Annotated in this window: 14 protein-coding genes; 8 read left to right on the top strand and 6 right to left on the bottom strand. The window is 68.9% G+C overall.

Annotation, left to right across the window (positions count from 1 at the left end):
* Position 1 precedes the first annotated feature (1 nt).
* Both HD557_RS01605 and HD557_RS01600 read right to left on the bottom strand, forming a co-directional pair.
* Complete coding sequence (locus HD557_RS01605; protein ID WP_196872595.1) at positions 2–610, bottom strand: dihydrofolate reductase family protein; 609 nt, start codon at positions 608–610, stop codon at positions 2–4.
* A 104-nt stretch (positions 611–714) separates the two neighbouring features.
* Positions 715–1,668: a GlxA family transcriptional regulator gene (locus tag HD557_RS01600; RefSeq protein WP_196872594.1), complete on the bottom strand. Its 954-nt coding sequence runs from the start codon at positions 1,666–1,668 to the stop codon at positions 715–717.
* A gap of 70 nt (positions 1,669–1,738) precedes the next feature.
* On the opposite strand from HD557_RS01600, the gene HD557_RS28540 reads away from it, so the two are divergent.
* The 8 genes from HD557_RS28540 (at position 1,739) to HD557_RS01565 (ending at position 11,810) form a co-directional block, all read left to right on the top strand.
* Positions 1,739–1,873, top strand: coding sequence for a hypothetical protein (locus HD557_RS28540; protein ID WP_269210627.1), 135 nt, complete (start codon positions 1,739–1,741; stop codon positions 1,871–1,873).
* A gap of 57 nt (positions 1,874–1,930) precedes the next feature.
* On the top strand, positions 1,931–3,001 hold the full coding sequence (locus tag HD557_RS01595; protein WP_196872593.1) for an HpcH/HpaI aldolase/citrate lyase family protein: 1,071 nt from the start codon (positions 1,931–1,933) through the stop codon (positions 2,999–3,001).
* A gap of 2 nt (positions 3,002–3,003) precedes the next feature.
* A complete protein-coding gene (locus HD557_RS01590; RefSeq protein ID WP_196872592.1) occupies positions 3,004–3,864 on the top strand; it encodes an HpcH/HpaI aldolase/citrate lyase family protein in 861 nt (286 codons plus the stop codon).
* A 251-nt stretch (positions 3,865–4,115) separates the two neighbouring features.
* Positions 4,116–5,099, top strand: coding sequence for a hypothetical protein (locus HD557_RS01585; RefSeq protein WP_196872591.1), 984 nt, complete (start codon positions 4,116–4,118; stop codon positions 5,097–5,099).
* Positions 5,100–5,359: 260 nt separating this feature from the next.
* The gene (locus HD557_RS01580; protein ID WP_008360362.1) at positions 5,360–6,643 is read left to right on the top strand and encodes a choice-of-anchor P family protein; all 1,284 of its coding nucleotides are present in this window, start codon (positions 5,360–5,362) and stop codon (positions 6,641–6,643) included.
* A 183-nt stretch (positions 6,644–6,826) separates the two neighbouring features.
* Complete coding sequence (locus HD557_RS01575) at positions 6,827–10,234, top strand: (Fe-S)-binding protein (protein WP_196872589.1); 3,408 nt, start codon at positions 6,827–6,829, stop codon at positions 10,232–10,234.
* A 150-nt stretch (positions 10,235–10,384) separates the two neighbouring features.
* Positions 10,385–10,975, top strand: coding sequence for a toxin-antitoxin system HicB family antitoxin (locus HD557_RS01570; RefSeq protein WP_008360360.1), 591 nt, complete (start codon positions 10,385–10,387; stop codon positions 10,973–10,975).
* Between the two features lie 73 nt (positions 10,976–11,048).
* Positions 11,049–11,810, top strand: a complete 762-nt coding sequence (locus HD557_RS01565; protein ID WP_196872588.1) for a DUF4097 family beta strand repeat-containing protein — start codon at positions 11,049–11,051, stop codon at positions 11,808–11,810.
* Between the two features lie 10 nt (positions 11,811–11,820).
* Here the strand turns inward: HD557_RS01565 and HD557_RS01560 are convergent, their stop codons facing one another.
* From HD557_RS01560 to HD557_RS01545, 4 genes are all read right to left on the bottom strand, one after another.
* Complete coding sequence (locus HD557_RS01560) at positions 11,821–12,096, bottom strand: hypothetical protein (RefSeq protein ID WP_008360358.1); 276 nt, start codon at positions 12,094–12,096, stop codon at positions 11,821–11,823.
* An 11-nt stretch (positions 12,097–12,107) separates the two neighbouring features.
* The gene (locus tag HD557_RS01555; RefSeq protein ID WP_196876268.1) at positions 12,108–13,838 is read right to left on the bottom strand and encodes a sodium:solute symporter family protein; all 1,731 of its coding nucleotides are present in this window, start codon (positions 13,836–13,838) and stop codon (positions 12,108–12,110) included.
* 83 nt (positions 13,839–13,921) lie between these two features.
* Complete coding sequence (locus HD557_RS01550; protein WP_196872587.1) at positions 13,922–14,848, bottom strand: siderophore-interacting protein; 927 nt, start codon at positions 14,846–14,848, stop codon at positions 13,922–13,924.
* A 1-nt stretch (position 14,849) separates the two neighbouring features.
* Positions 14,850–15,665 (bottom strand): ABC transporter ATP-binding protein, encoded by an 816-nt coding sequence (locus tag HD557_RS01545; RefSeq protein WP_231380140.1) that lies wholly within the window; start codon positions 15,663–15,665, stop codon positions 14,850–14,852.
* Position 15,666: the final 1 nt, after the last annotated feature.

The raw sequence follows: 15,666 nt of genomic DNA, 5'->3' as shown, positions 1-15,666 counted from the left end.
CTCATCGCTTGCGCGAGAAGGTGAGGTGGGTGACGCCGCTGGGCGAGGCGACGGACTCGACGTCGAAGGTCGACTCGAGCTCCTCCAGACCGTCCCACAGGCGTACGCCGCGGCCGAGCACGATCGGGACGACGGCGACATGCATGAGGTCGATGAGACCGGCCCGGACGAAGTCGCGCACCACCGTGGCCCCGCCGCCGATGAGCACGTCCTGGCCGTCCGCCGCCGCACGCGCCTCCTCCAGGACCTCGGCCGGCGTCGCGTCACGGAAGAGGAAGGTCGTGCCGCCCTCCATCTCGATCGGCTCGCGCGTGTGGTGGGTCAGCACGAAGGCCGGGTGGTGGTAGGGCGGGTTGTCGCCCCACCATCCCTTCCACTCCGGGTCCTCGTGCCATCCCGGCGGGCCGAACTTGTTGGCGCCCATGATCTCGGCACCGATCCCGGTCGAGTACTGCCGGGCGAAGAGGTCGTCGACCCCCGTGGAGTCGACGAACATCCACTCATGGAGACGCTCGCCGGCATGGCCGAACGGCGTCTCGAGGGTCTGCGGCTCGCCGGTCCCGAAGCCGTCCAGAGAGATCGAGAAGTTGTGCACGCGAGTGAGGGACATCGGCGTCTCCTGTCGTTGTCACTGCCCTTCCGGCAGCCTCCCACCACCGATGGACCGCGCACAGCGAATATCGCCGACCCCGCCGTCCGGCCGGCGAGAGCCGCTCACACCGCCCGAGCGGTGAACCGTGCCCGGTAGCGACCGGGCGTCACCCCGACCTCCGAGGTGAACCCGGCCCGGAAGGTCACCGGGGAGTAGTAGCCGGCCTCGTGGCTGATCCGGTCGATCGGGAGGTCCGTGGTCTCGAGGAGGGTCTTCGCGACCGCGATCCGCTCGGCCGCCACCCAGCGCATCGGGGTGGTGGCGAGGTCGCGCTCGAAGCGCCGGGCGAGGGTGCGCGGCGAGACCGCGGCGGCCGCCGCCAGGCGCTCGAGGGTGACGTCCTCGTGCAGGTTGGCGCGGAGCCAGGTGCGCAGCTCGTCGAGCCAGTGGGCCTGCTCGGTGAGCGGGTCGGCCGCGACGTACTGGGCCTGGTCGCCGTCGCGGTGCGAGGCGATCACCAGGTTGCGGGCGATGGTGTTGGCGGCGTGCTGGCCGTGGTCGGTGCGGATCAGGTGGAGGCACAGGTCCAGCCCCGCGGCCGAGCCCGCGCTCGTCAGCACGCCGTCGTCGACGTAGATCGCCCTCGGGTCGAGCTCGACCCCCGGATACGTACGCCGGAACAGCTCCGTCCAGCGCCAGTGGGTCGTGGCTCGGCGACCGTCGAGCAGCCCGGCCTCGGCGAGGGCGAAGGCACCGGTGCACAGCGACACCATCCGGGCTCCGCCCTCGGCGGCCCGCCGGAGCTCGCGGAGCAGGGTCGGGCTGATCGTCTCGCCCGGCCGGATGGCCGGCACCAGCACCGTGTCCGCCTCGCTCAGCGCGGCCATCGGACGCTGCGGTGTCAGCCGCGGCCCGCCGTGGACACGTACGCCCCGCAGGTCACCGCAGAGCACCACGTCGTAGAGCGGGCTGGCGTCGTGGTCCCAGTCGTAGCCGAGCGCCTCGAGCGGCATCCCGATCTCGAAGAGGGTCATCCCCTCGACGATCGGGATGGCGATGGACGGCTTCGCAGGCATGGCAAGAACCTAACATTTATAGTCAATCCTGCCACTCCTCCGAGGGGCGTCGCACGAGCACGATGGAGTCATGACCAACACCAGGAAGAACCCGAGCAAGCTGCGCACCACGGTGCGCTCCGTCCTCGCCGGCTTCGACGCCGGCGCCCGGATCCGGCACGGTGCCCGCGTACCAAAGGATCACCCCTCCCGCCGCCGACCGTGATCGTTACAAGCCGAGACGCCTACCGACCGGTAACCCCCGGCCGTTAGGGTGACCGGCATGAGTCACAAGAGCCCTAAGGACTTCTTCGCGCCGTTGGCGGTGGGCGCTCCCGCACCGCTGCGGGAGATCCCGGCACGGCCGAGTCGCGCGATCCATTTCTTCGACCCGTCGAACCCGAAGATGGCGGCCAAGGTGCCCGCCATGGTCGGCACCGTCGACGTGCTCCTCGGCAACCTGGAGGACGCCGTCAAGGCCGACAACAAGGTCGCCGCGCGCGAGGGCCTGGTCGAGATCGCCAAGGCGACCGACTTCGGCAAGACCCAGCTCTGGACCCGGATCAACAGCCTCGACTCCCCGTGGGTGCTCGACGACCTCGTCACCCTGGTCACCGAGATCGGCGACAAGCTCGACGTCGTGATGGTGCCGAAGGTGCAGGGCCCCGAGGACATCCACTACGTCGACCGGCTGCTGGCGCAGCTTGAGGCCAAGGGCGGCATCCAGAAGCCGATCCTGATCCACGCGATCCTCGAGACCGCGCGCGGCGTGGCCAACGTCGAGGAGATCGCCCTCGCCTCGCCGCGCATGCAGGGCATCAGCCTCGGCCCTGCCGACCTCGCTGCCGACCGCAAGATGAAGACCACCCGCGTCGGCGGCGGCCACCCGGGCTACCTGGTCCGCCAGGACCCGGTCGACGGCGACATCCACGGCAACCGCACGATCTTCCAGCAGGACCTGTGGCACTACACGATCGCCAAGATGGTCGACGCCTGTGCCGAGGCCGGGATCTACCCCTACTACGGCCCGTTCGGTGACATCACCGACGTGGTCGCGGCCGAGGACCAGTTCCGCAACGCCTTCCTGCTCGGCTGCGTCGGCACCTGGAGCCTGCACCCCAAGCAGATCGAGATCGCCAACCGCGTCTTCTCGCCCAGCGTCGAGGACATCAAGCACGCCCGCCGCGTCGTCAAGGCGATGGGCGACGGCACCGGTGCGGTCATGCTCGACGGCAAGATGGAGGACGACGCCTCCCTGAAGCAGTGCCTGGTCCTCGTCGACCTCGCCGAGGAGCTGGCCGCCATCGACCCGAAGCTCAAGGAGCTCTACGACACCATCGAGATCGAGGACTGATCATGACCGAGACCTTCCGTCCCCTCCGCTCGGTCCTCTACATGCCGAGCTCCAACACGCGTGCCCTCGAGAAGGCCAAGACGATCGCGGCCGACGCGCTGATCCTCGACCTCGAGGACGCCGTCGCCCCCGACGCGAAGTCGGAGGCGCGCGAGAACGCAGCAGCGGCCGTGACCTCGGGCGAGTACGGCAACAAGTACCTCACCATCCGCATCAACGGCGCCGACACCGAGTGGCACGCGGACGACCTGGCCGCTGCCGCCAAGGCCGGCCCCGACGCGATCGTCGTCCCCAAGGTGAACAGCCCGCAGCAGGTGCTCGACCTCGTCGCCGCCTTCGAGAAGGCCGGCGTCCCGGAGCACACCAAGCTCTGGGCGATGATCGAGAGCCCGTACGCCATCCTCCACGCCGAGGAGATCGCCTCCGCCTCCGAGCGGCTGACGGTGCTCGTCCTGGGCACGAACGACCTGGTCAAGGAGCTCTACGTCGACCACGTCCCCGCCCGCGCCAACCTGGTCACGTCGCTCCAGCTCGCGGTGCTCGCCGCGCGCGCGAGCGGCAAGGTCATCCTCGACGGCGTCTACAACAACGTGAAGGACGCCGAGGGCTACGCGGCCGAGGTCGAGCAGGGCCGGATCTTCGGGTTCGACGGCAAGACGCTGGTCCACCCCAGCCAGGTCGAGGGCGCCAACGCAGGCTTCGCACCCAGCGAGCAGGCCGTGGCCGACGCCAAGGGTCTCATCGAGGCGTTCGAGGCCGCCGGCAGCGGCGTCGCGACCTACAACGGCAAGATGGTCGAGGCCCTCCACGTCGAGTCCGCCAAGCGAGTCCTCAGCATCGCCGAGGCCATCGCCGCGCTGTAGGCCACCGGCCAGGAATATCTCTCAATGTATAGAAAAAGTTACTCCTCTCCCATTTTGGCTGATCAGTAACTTTTTTCCGAGAAGAAGGTGACAAACCGGCGGGATTCTGGTTCCGTTACGTGCTGCGCGACACAACCGACACTCGCTAAGCGCTCAGGAGACAGCGTCAGATGACTGAAGCGAACAGTCGGCCCGCGACGGGGGACCTCTCGAACGTCCCGCCCACGCCGGCTCGACACCACGCCCCACAGATGCGCAGCAAGAACGACGCCACGGCCGACCCCCTCGAGATCGCCAACCGCGCTCTCGAGGGGCTGTCGCCGGCGACCGAGTCGTGGTTCGACTCTCCCAAGACCAACGCCGCCCCCGACCGGGGGCGGCCGCGTCACATTCCGTACGCCCCGCCGCCACAGCCCGGCACGGCGCTCGTCCCCGTGCAGCCCGCTCCCGTTCCCGTGCGCTACCAGCCGCCGCGGCCCAACTACCAGCGCCCGCTGCCTCCGCACAACCGGCTGCCGCAGTACGCCTACCAGCCGAGCCCCTACACGGCGCAGCAGTACCACCCCGCCGGACCGGTGACGTTCGCCAACCCGGCGATGCCGCCGTACGCCGCCGCGCAGGTGCCGGACCGGAACGCGGCGGTCGCGGAGTACCGGATCCCGAAGAACCGTGCCCGCAGCAAGAAGGCGGTGCTGCTGCCGCTCGCGGCGATGGCGATCGCCTCGGCCGGCCTCGGCGCCTTCGCCCAGTCGAACGTCGACCCGGACATCGAGACCCAGCAGGTCAAGGCCCACGCCGACCAGTACGACGCCATCGCGGTCGTCGACACCGAGCAGAAGGTCATCGACGCCCCCGGCGTGATCGCACCGGAGGAGACCACCCTCTTCTCCCGCACGGCCGGACGCGCGGCTCCCGGCAAGCACTCCAGCGGCGACTACGACGCCCCCTCCACGGCCGAGGCCTACGGTGGCGCCCACGCCGCCAGCGGATCCGTCTCCACCCCGCAGACCGCGACCCCCCTGGAGGACAAGGACCCGAAGCCCGCTCCCCAGCCGGCCCCCGAGCCCGCGCCCGCGCCGAACCCCGAGCCGGAGCCCGAGCCGAACCCCGAGCCCGCGCCGACCCCGGCACCGGCTCCCCCGTCGATCGGCGAGAACGTCGTGGCCCCGGTGCTCGACACCGTGACCGGCGTGATCGACGGTCTCACCGGAATTCAGCTCGACTTGACCCCGTAAGCGAGGGTCTTCGAACGGGCCGTGACCTCCTCCGAGGTCACGGCCCGTTTGCCTATGCCCGGGTGGGTTATCCATGGCCAGGAAGGGTCATCTAGAAATAGGACCTCCGTCCCGATAACTTCCGTGGTTTTCTCTCGTTTGCCCGATGTGCCACCCCTTAACTCGGGAGTGCGCCAGGTTCCCCCGGATCTGGCAGGTGGCACGGCCCCGTTGCGGGGATCTTGGGGGATCCCCACCGCAGAATCGGAGTCCAACCAACAATGCGAAGCATCCGTACGCTTGCGCTGTCCGCAGCCGCTGCCGCCGTCGTCGGCGCAGTTCTGGTTGTGCCGGCGCCCTCACAGGCCGCACTGACGAACACCTCTTTCGGGATGTTCGCGAGCGGCTTCGGTACCCGCGTGACCGGTGGAAGCATCCCGGCCAACTCGGGCGACCTTGGATACCAGACCATCGGCTGCACCCGTAAGGCTGGTCACAACGTCAACAACAACACCGCCGGCGCCAAGGTGCCCGGCATCGGCACGATCGGCGCCACCACGACCAAGCAGCGGACGATCAAGTCCGGCGACATGGTCAAGTCCATCTCGGAGCACAAGATCGCCGACGTCGTCCTCGACAAGAGCCCGCTGGGCAAGGTCACCGTCGAGGGTCTGAGCTCGGTCTCCCAGGCCTGGTGGGACGGCAAGGGCTACAAGGCCGACTCCAAGGCCAAGATCGCTCACGTGGTCCTCGACCCGGCCGGCCCCGGCCAGAAGATCGACCTCCCGATCCCCGGCCGTGACAAGCCGCTGGTCATCCCCGGCATCGCCACCATCGGCATCGGCAACACCGTCGAGAAGACCAACGCCGACGGCGCCGAGGCTTACGCCAACGGCATCTGGATCAAGCTCCACGGCAGCGACTCCGAGGTCATCGTCGGTCGCTCCCGCGCCGAGATCAACGGCCAGGCCTTCACCGCGACCTTCCGCGGTTTCGCTGACTCCATCGACGCCACCGCTCTCGGCGGCGCCGTCCAGGTCGGCAAGAACCCGCTGACCAACGCCGGCTGCGCCGGCACCAAGGGCAAGCTGAAGACCAAGTCCATCGCCGGCGTGCCGCTGGGCAACGCGGGTGACATCCTGGACGTCAAGGGCCTGACCAGCGGTCAGCGCTCGAACCAGACCAAGACCACCGCCGAGGGTTACACCTTCGGTGAGGTCGCCAGCGTCAACATCGGCGACGGTGCGATCCGCATCGAGGCCATCCGCGCCCAGGCGAACGCCAAGTTCGTCAAGGGCAAGGGCGCCTCGACGTCCATCTCGGGCACCAAGTTCGGTGACATCTACGTCGGTGACCAGAAGGTCTCCCTCGCCCAGCTCGAGTCGGCGCTCTCCCGCGTCGACATCCCCGGCCTGGCCAAGATCGAGACCAAGGTCGTCGTCGAGCGCAGCAAGAACCTGGTCGAGGTCGTCGCCCTGCGGCTGACGCTCCTCGACGCGACCAAGGGCACCAAGACGGTCGTGAACATCGGTCACGCCAAGTTCAAGGTGAACTCGAACGCGTGAGGCCTTGATCCACTAAGGCTGTCCTAAGAAACGGCCCGCGTCCTGACCAGGTCGCGGGCCGTTTCTTCGTTCTGAAGTTACCGACGGGTAGTATCAACCCACCCTTACACGGCCGAACCGAGCACAAGCACTAGGCTCGGCTGTATTCCGGCAGTCCTGCCCCCTGATGAGGAGCGCCTAGGCATGTTGCAGATCATCGCCATCGTCGTGTGTCTCGCGGCAACGGTGGCCACCGCCTACCTGGTGATCAAGGCGGTCCGGTCGATGCTCGCGGTCATCAAGATCGGTACGCCGATCAGCCGCGTCGACCAGCCGCTGGCCCGCACCCTGACGATGTTGAAAGAGACCGTCCTCCACACCCGCATGCTGCAGTGGACCTGGGTCGGGATCCTGCACTGGTTCGCCTTCGCGGCGTTCATCGTGCTCTCCACGGCGGTCGGCGCGGCGTACTTCCAGCTCTTCGACCCGGAGTGGACGCTGCCGGTGGTCGGCAAGCTGTTCGCCTACGAGTGGATCGCCGAGATCCTCGGCCTGCTCGGCTCGCTGGGCATCATCCCGCTGATCATCTACCGGCTGACGCACCAGCCCGCGCAGATGGGCCGCGGCACCCGGTTCTTCGGCTCCACCCAGTGGCAGGCGTTCTTCGTCGAGGCGATGGTGCTGGTCGAGAGCGCGGCGATCCTGTTCATCCGCGGCGCGGAGTACAACCTGGCCAAGGCCCACGGCGGCGAGGTCGCCGAGCACGCCACCGCGTTCCACTTCCCGATCTCGCAGTTCTTCGGGGCGCTCTACCCCACCGGCCCCGACGCGATCCACACGCTCGAGAACGTCATCTACGCGATCGCGGCCTTCAAGATCATCACGGCGCTGATCTGGCTGACCATCGTCTCCACCCACCTGACGATGGGTGTCGCCTGGCACCGCTTCACCGCCTGGTTCAACATCTGGTTCAAGCGCGAGCCGGGTTCGCGTACGTCCTCCGTCGACGGCGCCCGCCCGCTCGGCACCGCGCTCGGCGCGATCAAGCCGATGCTCATCGACGGCAAGCCCGTCACCCTCGAGGACGTCGAGGAGGACCGCATCCCCGAGGACGCCATCCTCGGTGTCGGCTCGATCCAGGACTTCTCCTGGAAGGGCATCCTCGACTTCACCACCTGCACCGAGTGTGGTCGCTGCCAGTCGCAGTGCCCCGCCTGGAACACCGAGAAGCCGCTCTCGCCGAAGCTGCTGGTGATGGGTCTGCGCGAGCACGCGTACGCCGCCGCCGGTGACTCCGACCTCAAGGAGAAGCCGCTGATCGGCAAGGCCGACGCCGCTCCGGCCGGCGCCGAGAGCAACACCGAGGTCCTCGACTGGTTCTACAACCCCGAGGACGGCGGCTTCGTCATCGACGAGGACGTGCTCTGGTCGTGCACCTCGTGCGGTGCTTGCGTCCAGCAGTGCCCCGTCGACATCGAGCACGTCGACCACATCATGGACATGCGCCGCTACCAGGTGCTCGTCGAGTCGAACTTCCCCTCCGAGCTCAACGGCCTGTTCAAGGGCCTCGAGGGCAAGGGCAACCCGTGGAACATGAACGCCAACGCGCGCATGGACTGGGCCAAGGACCTGCCCTTCGAGGTCAAGGAGGTCGGCAAGGACATCGAGTCGCTGGAGGAGGTCGACTGGCTGTTCTGGGTCGGCTGCGCCGGCGCCTACGAGGACCGGGCCAAGAAGACCACCCGCGCCGTGGCCGAGCTGCTCGACATGGCCGGGGTCACCTTCGGTGTACTCGGCAACGGGGAGACCTGCACCGGTGACTCCGCTCGCCGCGCCGGCAACGAGTTCGTCTTCCAGGGACTGGCTCAGCAGAACGTCGAGACGTTCAAGGAGTTCAAGGTCAAGAAGGCCGTCACCACCTGTGCTCACTGCTTCAACACGCTGAAGAACGAGTACAAGGAGTTCGGCATCGAGCTCGAGGTCGTCCACCACACCCAGCTGCTCAACCGTCTCGTACGCGAGGGCAAGCTGACTCCGATCGCGGACGGCGCCGGCGCCCACAAGCGCTCGATCACCTACCACGACCCGTGCTACATCGGTCGCCACAACGGCGTCTACGAGCCGCCGCGCGAGCTGCTGCAGATCATGCCGGGCGCCGAGTACAAGGAGATGCCGCGCAACTCCGAGCGCTCCTTCTGCTGTGGTGCCGGTGGTGCCCGGATGTGGATGGAGGAGAAGATCGGGTCGCGGATCAACGAGAACCGCACCGACGAGGCCGTCGCCACCGGCGCCGACCAGATCGCCGTCGGCTGCCCGTTCTGCCGCGTCATGCTCTCCGACGGCCTGACCAAGGCCCAGGCCAACGGCTCGGCGCGCGAGGAGGTCGAGGTCCTCGACGTCGCGCAGATGCTGCTCGCGTCCGTGAAGGGCGAGCAGGCCACCAAGCTGGCCCCGGGTGAGGGTGCGAAGGTCGGTGCCGCAGCCAAGGCCGCTCCGGCTGTCGAGGAGGCTGCCCCGGCCGCCGGTGCTGCCGCGGGTTCGTCGCTCTTCGACTCCCCGGCCGAGACGGCTGAGACCGCCGAGGCCCCGAAGGCTCCGGCCGACGCGTCCTCGCTCTTCGACACCCCTGCTCCGGCCGAGCCGGCCTCGGGCGGTACGTCGGGCGGCGGCTCGCTCTTCGACACCCCGGCTCCGGCCGCCGAGCCGGAGAAGCCGGCCTCGGGTGGTTCCCTGTTCGACGACGGTGGGTCGCTCTTCGACACGCCTGCGGCGCCCGCCGAAGAGAAGCCGGCCGAGGAGAAGCCGGCCGAGGAGCCTGCTGCCGATCTCGGGACCGGTGGGTCGCTCTTCGACGTTCCCGCGCAGGAGGCGGAGCCTGCTGCCGCACCCGAGGCGAAGGCGGCGCCGGCTGCTCCGGCACCGGCGCCCGAGGAGCCTGCTGTCGACCTGGGTGGGGGCGGCTCGCTCTTCGACATCCCGGCCGCACCTGCCGAGGAGGCCGCACCGGCTCCCGAGGCGAAGGCCGCGCCCGCTGCCGCCGAGCCCGAGGCACCCACCCCGGCTGCGGCTCCGGCCGCCGAGGAGCCGAGTATCGACCTCAGCGCGGGTGGTTCGCTCTTCGACATCCCAGCGAGCGAGCCTGAGCCCGCTCCCGCGAAGGCTCCCGAGGCCGCTGCTCCGGTCGAGGCCGCCGCTCCGGCCGAGGCGCCCGAGGCTGCTGCTCCGGTCGCGCCTGCCGCGCCCGCTGCGCCTGCGGCGGGTTCGGGAGTGACCTCGGAGCCGAAGACCGACGTCGACTTCGACAGCCTCGGCTCGCTCTTCGACATCGAGGCGCCGGAGGGCACGGTCACCGCCGCAGCGGCCCCTGCCCCTGCGGCTCCTGCTCCCGTCGCCGAGGCCGCTCCTGCAGCCGAGGCTGCGCCGGAGACCCCGGTCGAGGAGACGCCTGCCGAGGACACGGCCGTCGAGGTGGAGGCCCCGGCCGAGCCGGAGCCCGAGGCCAAGGCCGCCCCCGCACCGGAGCCGAAGCCGGCGCCGGCCGTGAGCGGAGACGCTCACACGCCGCGTACCGACGTCGACATCCACGAGGCAGGGTCGCTCTTCGACCTCTGACCACCGCAGCCCGCTGCACCAGACGATGACACCTTGTGAGCACTTCACAAGGTGTCATCGTCATTTCGCCGACGCCTCCGCACAGGCCTGACATCACGTGATGTCAGATTCGGGTTGCGATGACGTCATAGTGATGTCATAGTGGTGCGTATGGACATCACGCCGTACATCGACAGCCTGCGACGGGACCTCCTGGCCGCGGCCGAGGCATCGGGGCCGGAGGCACGGGAGACCGCGGAGCGGCTCACCTACGCACTCGACCCGGCGGCTCGGCTGGCGGTGATGGAAGCGGTGAGCCAGGCAGCCGCGGAGATCACGGCGGAGCTGCCGACGGGCAACGTGGACGTACGTCTGCGGGGACGTGACCTGGAGTTCGGGGTCACGCTGCCGGAGCTCGCGGAGCCGATCCCGCCGACACCTCCCACGCCCCCGGCGCCGCCCGCTCCCCCGACTCCCCCGGCGCCGCCGGAGCCCGAGGCCGACGACTCCCTCGCCCGGGTGACCCTGCGCATCCCGGAGTCGCTCAAGGCGAAGGCCGAGGAGGCGGCGGCCGAGGCCGGCCAGTCGCTCAACACCTGGCTCGTCGGCGCCGTACGCGCGGCCACACGGGAGAACGCGGTCAACGTCGACGTCGACCTCTCCGCGATCCCTCACATCGTCACCGAGGCGATGAACAGCCTCGATCCGTTCCGCGGAAGCAACCGCGGCAGGTCCGACCGCCGGATGACCGGCTGGCTCTGACCTGAGCCCAGACGCAACAACGGACGGCCGCCCGGCCGGTCCGGTAGATCAGCACACCCTCAGGAGCATCATCATGAGCACGTACACCTTCATGTCCACCGCGCCCGCAAAGCTGTTCGTCGAATTCGGGAAGGGCAACCTCGAGGTCTCGGCGACCGACGCCGAGGAGACGACCATCGAGATCGACGGCGACGACGCCGAGCATCTCGTGGTCGAGCAGAACGGCGACACCATCAACATCGTCGACCCGCACAAGGGCCCGTTCAGCCGCTCGCGGCGTTACGACATCGCGGTGACCGTCCCGGCCCGCAGCCAGCTGCGCGTCCGCACCGGGAGCGCCGACATCGCCACCCAGGGCGTCCTCCGGGCGGCATGGCTCCAGACCGGCTCGGGCGACGTACGGGTCGACCGGGTCACCGAGGAGTTCCAGGTCGAGACCGGCTCGGGAGACATCGAGGCCGACACCCTCGACGGGCGCGCCTCGATCAAGTCGGGATCCGGTGACATCCGGATCGGTACGGCCCACGACCTGCACACCAAGACCGGCTCCGGCAGCGTGGAGATCGACGAGGTCGAGGGCGACGTGAGCCACTCGACCGGCGCCGGCGACTTCGCCATCCACTCGGTCAGCGCGGGCCGGATCTCGGTGAAGGGAGCCTCCTCCGACGTACGCATCGGGATCCCGAACGGCACCCCGGTGTGGACCGACGTCAACACAGTGAGCGGCCGGTGCACCAGCACTGTCGAGAGCGCTGGCGCACCGGCCGCGGGTGAGCCCTATGTCGAGCTGCGTACCACCACCGTCAGTGGCGACATCACGCTCGTAGGACTCTGAGCCGAACGGGCTACTTGTCTTCGTTCACCTTGCTGGAGCCAGGAGCGTCCGGCACGACCGGCCGCAGCACGCCCCAGGCGATGAAGACGGCACCGATCACGAGCAGGACGATGCCCGCCCACAGGTTGGCGTTGGGACCGCCGGTCTTGTCGACCTCGGGGTCGCCGAACAGGCCCATCAGCAGCAGGATGATGCCGTAGACCGCGAGCAGGGACCCGATCACGTTGCGGATGTCGAAGAGCGACAACAGCACCGCAAGGAACCCCTTGTTGGTTTCGGTGGACATCTCAGCCTCCTCTAGAAGATCACGTTCAGGATGATGACCAGGACCAGCGCGACACCCGCCAGGGGCACCGGGCGCTCCCACCACGGGCGACCGGCGTCCTCGGCGTCGACCAGGTCCTCCTTCGGGGTCTCGGAGTAGACCAGACCCTTCAGGGAGCCTTCCGGCTTCGGCGCGGTCACCAGCGAGACGATCACGCTGACCACGATGTCGACCACGAAGGCCGCACCGGCCGCCACGAACGAGGCGCCCTGGCCGGAGAGCGGCAGGACACCGACGGAGAGCCCGCCGAGCGTGCCGTCGGCGAGGATGCCGACGAGCACGGCCGCCAGCGTGCCGGAGACCAGACCGGTCCAACCGGCGGTCGCGGTCATCCGCTTCCAGAACATACCCAGGATGAACGTCGCGAACAGCGGCGCGTTGAAGAACCCGAACAGGGTCTGCAGGTAGTCCATGATGTTGGAGAAGTTGGAGGCCAGCACCGCGGTGAAGATCGCGATGGCGGTCGCCGCGACGGTCGCCCAGCGTCCCAGCTTGACGTAGAAGTCGTCGGGGCGGTCCTTGATGATGTACTCCTGGATGATGTCGAAGGACACCACCGTGTTGAACGCGGAGACGTTGGCCGCCATACCGGCCATGAACGCGGCCAGCAGACCGGTGATCGCCAGCCCGAGCAGACCGTTGGGCAGCACCTCCGCCATCAGGTAGAGCAGCGAGTCGTTGTAGGTCACGCCCTCACCGGAGGCACCACCCGGCACCGCCTCCCCTGCCTTCGTACGCGCGATCTCGGTGACCAGGACCGCCGCGATCATGCCGGGGAAGATGGTGATGAACGGGATGAACATCTTCGGGAAGGCACCGATGATCGGCGTCTTCCGGGCGGCCGAGATCGAGTCGGCCGCCATCGCGCGCTGGACCTCGACGAAGTTGGTGGTCCAGTAGCCGAAGGAGAGCACGAAGCCGAGACCGAACACGATGCCGACGACCGAGAGGAAGTCGGAGCCGAAGCCGGTCAGGGCCGCACCGGGCCAGGAGTTGAGCTGGTCAGCGGCAGGCGCGATGGTGTCGGGGTTGGCCGCCGCGGCCTTCTCGATCTTCGAGGTGAGGCCGTCCCAGCCGCCGACCCGGTGGAGACCGAGCAGGGTCAGCGGCAGCAGCGCGGCGACGATCACGAAGAACTGCAGCACCTCGTTGTAGATCGCGGCCTTCAGACCGCCGAGGGTGATGTAGGACAGCACGATCAGGGCGGCCACGATCAGCGCCACCCACAGCGGCCAGCCGAGCAGCGCGTGCACGATCGAGCCGAGCAGGTAGAGGTTGATACCGGCGATGAGCAGCTGCGCCAGCGCGAACGAGAGCGCGTTGACCAGGTGGGCACCGGTGCCGAAACGGCGCTTCATGAACTCGGGGACCGAGCGCACCTTCGAGCCGTAGTAGAAGGGCATCATCACGACGCCCAGGAACAACATCGCGGGAATCGCACCGATCCAGAAGTAATGGACGGTGGGGAGCCCGAGCTGAGCTCCCGTTGCCGACATACCCATGATCTCGACCGCACCGAGGTTCGCCGAGATGAAGGCGAGCCCGGTGACCCAGGCGGGCAGCGACCGGCCCGAGAGGAAGAAGTCGACCGAGTTCGACATGCCACGGCTGGCCAGGAAGCCGATGCCGAGGACGAACGCGAAGTAGATGGCGATCAGGAGATAATCGACCGTGTTGGCCTGGATCAGGGTGTCCGCGGCCAGGATGCTTGCTTGCATTCCGAGACCCTTCTATTTGATTGGGCGCACCAAACTTAACCACGCGCACGCGTCAAAACCGCGCTGGGTCACCCCTTCATCGACACGCCTTCGCGCCAGTAGCCCATGAAGGCCACCTGCTTGCGGGGCATCTCGAGCTCGTTGACGAGGTGACGGCGCAGTGCGGTGACCATCCGGGACTCTCCGGCGATCCAGGCGTAGCGCCCGTCCTCGCCGTTCTCGGAGCCGCTCGCCGAGCCGCTCTCGGCGACCGCGACCTCCTCGCCGGAGGACGAGTAGATCGGGGTCTCCCACAGGTCCGGGTCCTCGACCTCGACCGAGGTGACGTCCTCGGGCGTCGCCTCGAAGCCGAGCAGGCCGCCGACGGCGGCCAGGGCCGGACCACCGACCGGCGCACCCTCGCGCGGCAGCCAGGTGACCTTCAGCCCCTCGGGCGCAGCCACCTCCTGTACGTCACCGGCGACCGGCACCTCCAGGAAGGCCGATCCGGTGGCGTCCGCCGGCAGGGACTCGAGGATGGAGACGATCGCCGGGACGGCCGTCTCGTCGCCGACCAGGAGCAGCCGGGTCGCGTCGCCGGGGAGCCACTCGATCCCGCCGTAGGGCTCGCCGAGCTTGGGGCCGGCCACCATGATCTCGTCGCCCGGCTCGGCCGCACCGGCCCAGTCGGAGCCGGGACCGTGCGCCCCGGGATGGAGCACGAAGTCGACGTACAGGCGCTTCTCGATCCCCTCCCCCTCGATCGAGCGGATCGTGTAGGTGCGCATCCGCGGGCGCTCGTCGTCGGGGAGGGCGAGCCACTCGGCGTACCAGTCTTCGGCGGAGAGCTCCGGCAGCACGCCCGGGGTGGCCGGGAAGAAGAGCTTGATGCGCTGATCGAGGCTCGGCCCGTCGTTGCCGAAGTCGGCCAGGTCGTCGCCGACCAGCTCGATCCGGGCGAAGGAGGGCGAGAGGCGCTCGACGGAGCGTACCGAGACGCGGGCGAGGATGGGCATGTCAGGCTCCTTGTGCGTGGGGGTGAGCTGCGGGTCGGTGGTGGCGTCCGATCGGGACGACCAGCGGTGTGCCCGAGACGGGGTCGTGGATGACCTGGCACTCCAGCCCGAAGACCTGCTCGACGCGGTCGGCGGTCACCACCTCGGCGGGCGTGCCGGTGGCGGCGACCTTGCCGCCGCTCATCGCGATCAGGTGGTCGGCGTAGCGGGCCGCCAGGTTGAGGTCGTGGAGCACCATCACGACGGTGGTCCCTCGCGAGGAGCGCAGCCCGTGGAGCAGGTCGAGCAGGTCGACCTGGTGGGCGACGTCGAGGAACGTGGTCGGCTCGTCGAGGAGGAGCAGGTCGGTCTGCTGGGCGAGCGCCATCGCCACCCAGACCCGCTGCCGCTGACCGCCGGAGAGCTCGTCGACGACGCGGTCGGCCAGGTCGAGGGTGTCGGTCAGCTCGAGCGCCTCCGCGACCGCGGCGTCGTCCTCGGACGACCAGCGTTGCAGCGCACCGCGGTGCGGCTGGCGTCCGCGGCCGACCAGGTCGACGACGGTGATGCCCTCGGGAGCGACCGGCGACTGCGGCATCAGGCCGAGCGTCTTGGCCACCGCGCGAGTCGGCTGCTTGTGGACCGCCTTGCCGTCGAGCACGACCTGCCCCGAGATGGGCTTCAGCAGCCGCGCCATGCCGCGCAGCAGGGTCGACTTCCCGCAGCCGTTGGCGCCGACGATCACCGTGGTGAGGCCGTCGGGGATCTCGAGCGAGACGCCGTCGACGACCGGGTCCGCGCCGTAGCCGAGGCTCACACTCTCCGCAGCGAGTCTCATC

The sequence above is a fragment of the Nocardioides luteus genome (genome assembly GCF_015752315.1).
Taxonomy (GTDB): domain Bacteria; phylum Actinomycetota; class Actinomycetes; order Propionibacteriales; family Nocardioidaceae; genus Nocardioides.
Note: the sequence above shows the minus strand (reverse complement) of the source record. Positions and strands in the feature narration are given on the sequence as shown.

Bases quoted from the DNA above. Each gene is read 5' to 3' on its own strand.
- HD557_RS01550 (WP_196872587.1), bottom strand. From the start codon at position 14,848: ATGCCCATCCTCGCCCGCGTCTCGGTACGCTCCGTCGAGCGCCTCTCG.
- HD557_RS01565 (WP_196872588.1), top strand. From the start codon at position 11,049: ATGAGCACGTACACCTTCATGTCCACCGCGCCCGCAAAGCTGTTCGTC.
- HD557_RS01545 (WP_231380140.1), bottom strand. From the start codon at position 15,665: ATGAGACTCGCTGCGGAGAGTGTGAGCCTCGGCTACGGCGCGGACCCG.
- HD557_RS01575 (WP_196872589.1), top strand. From the start codon at position 6,827: ATGTTGCAGATCATCGCCATCGTCGTGTGTCTCGCGGCAACGGTGGCC.
- HD557_RS01595 (WP_196872593.1), top strand. From the start codon at position 1,931: ATGAGTCACAAGAGCCCTAAGGACTTCTTCGCGCCGTTGGCGGTGGGC.
- HD557_RS01570 (WP_008360360.1), top strand. From the start codon at position 10,385: ATGGACATCACGCCGTACATCGACAGCCTGCGACGGGACCTCCTGGCC.
- HD557_RS01605 (WP_196872595.1), bottom strand. From the start codon at position 610: ATGTCCCTCACTCGCGTGCACAACTTCTCGATCTCTCTGGACGGCTTC.
- HD557_RS01590 (WP_196872592.1), top strand. From the start codon at position 3,004: ATGACCGAGACCTTCCGTCCCCTCCGCTCGGTCCTCTACATGCCGAGC.
- HD557_RS01600 (WP_196872594.1), bottom strand. From the start codon at position 1,668: ATGCCTGCGAAGCCGTCCATCGCCATCCCGATCGTCGAGGGGATGACC.
- HD557_RS01585 (WP_196872591.1), top strand. From the start codon at position 4,116: ATGCGCAGCAAGAACGACGCCACGGCCGACCCCCTCGAGATCGCCAAC.
- HD557_RS01580 (WP_008360362.1), top strand. From the start codon at position 5,360: ATGCGAAGCATCCGTACGCTTGCGCTGTCCGCAGCCGCTGCCGCCGTC.
- HD557_RS28540 (WP_269210627.1), top strand. From the start codon at position 1,739: ATGACCAACACCAGGAAGAACCCGAGCAAGCTGCGCACCACGGTGCGC.
- HD557_RS01560 (WP_008360358.1), bottom strand. From the start codon at position 12,096: ATGTCCACCGAAACCAACAAGGGGTTCCTTGCGGTGCTGTTGTCGCTC.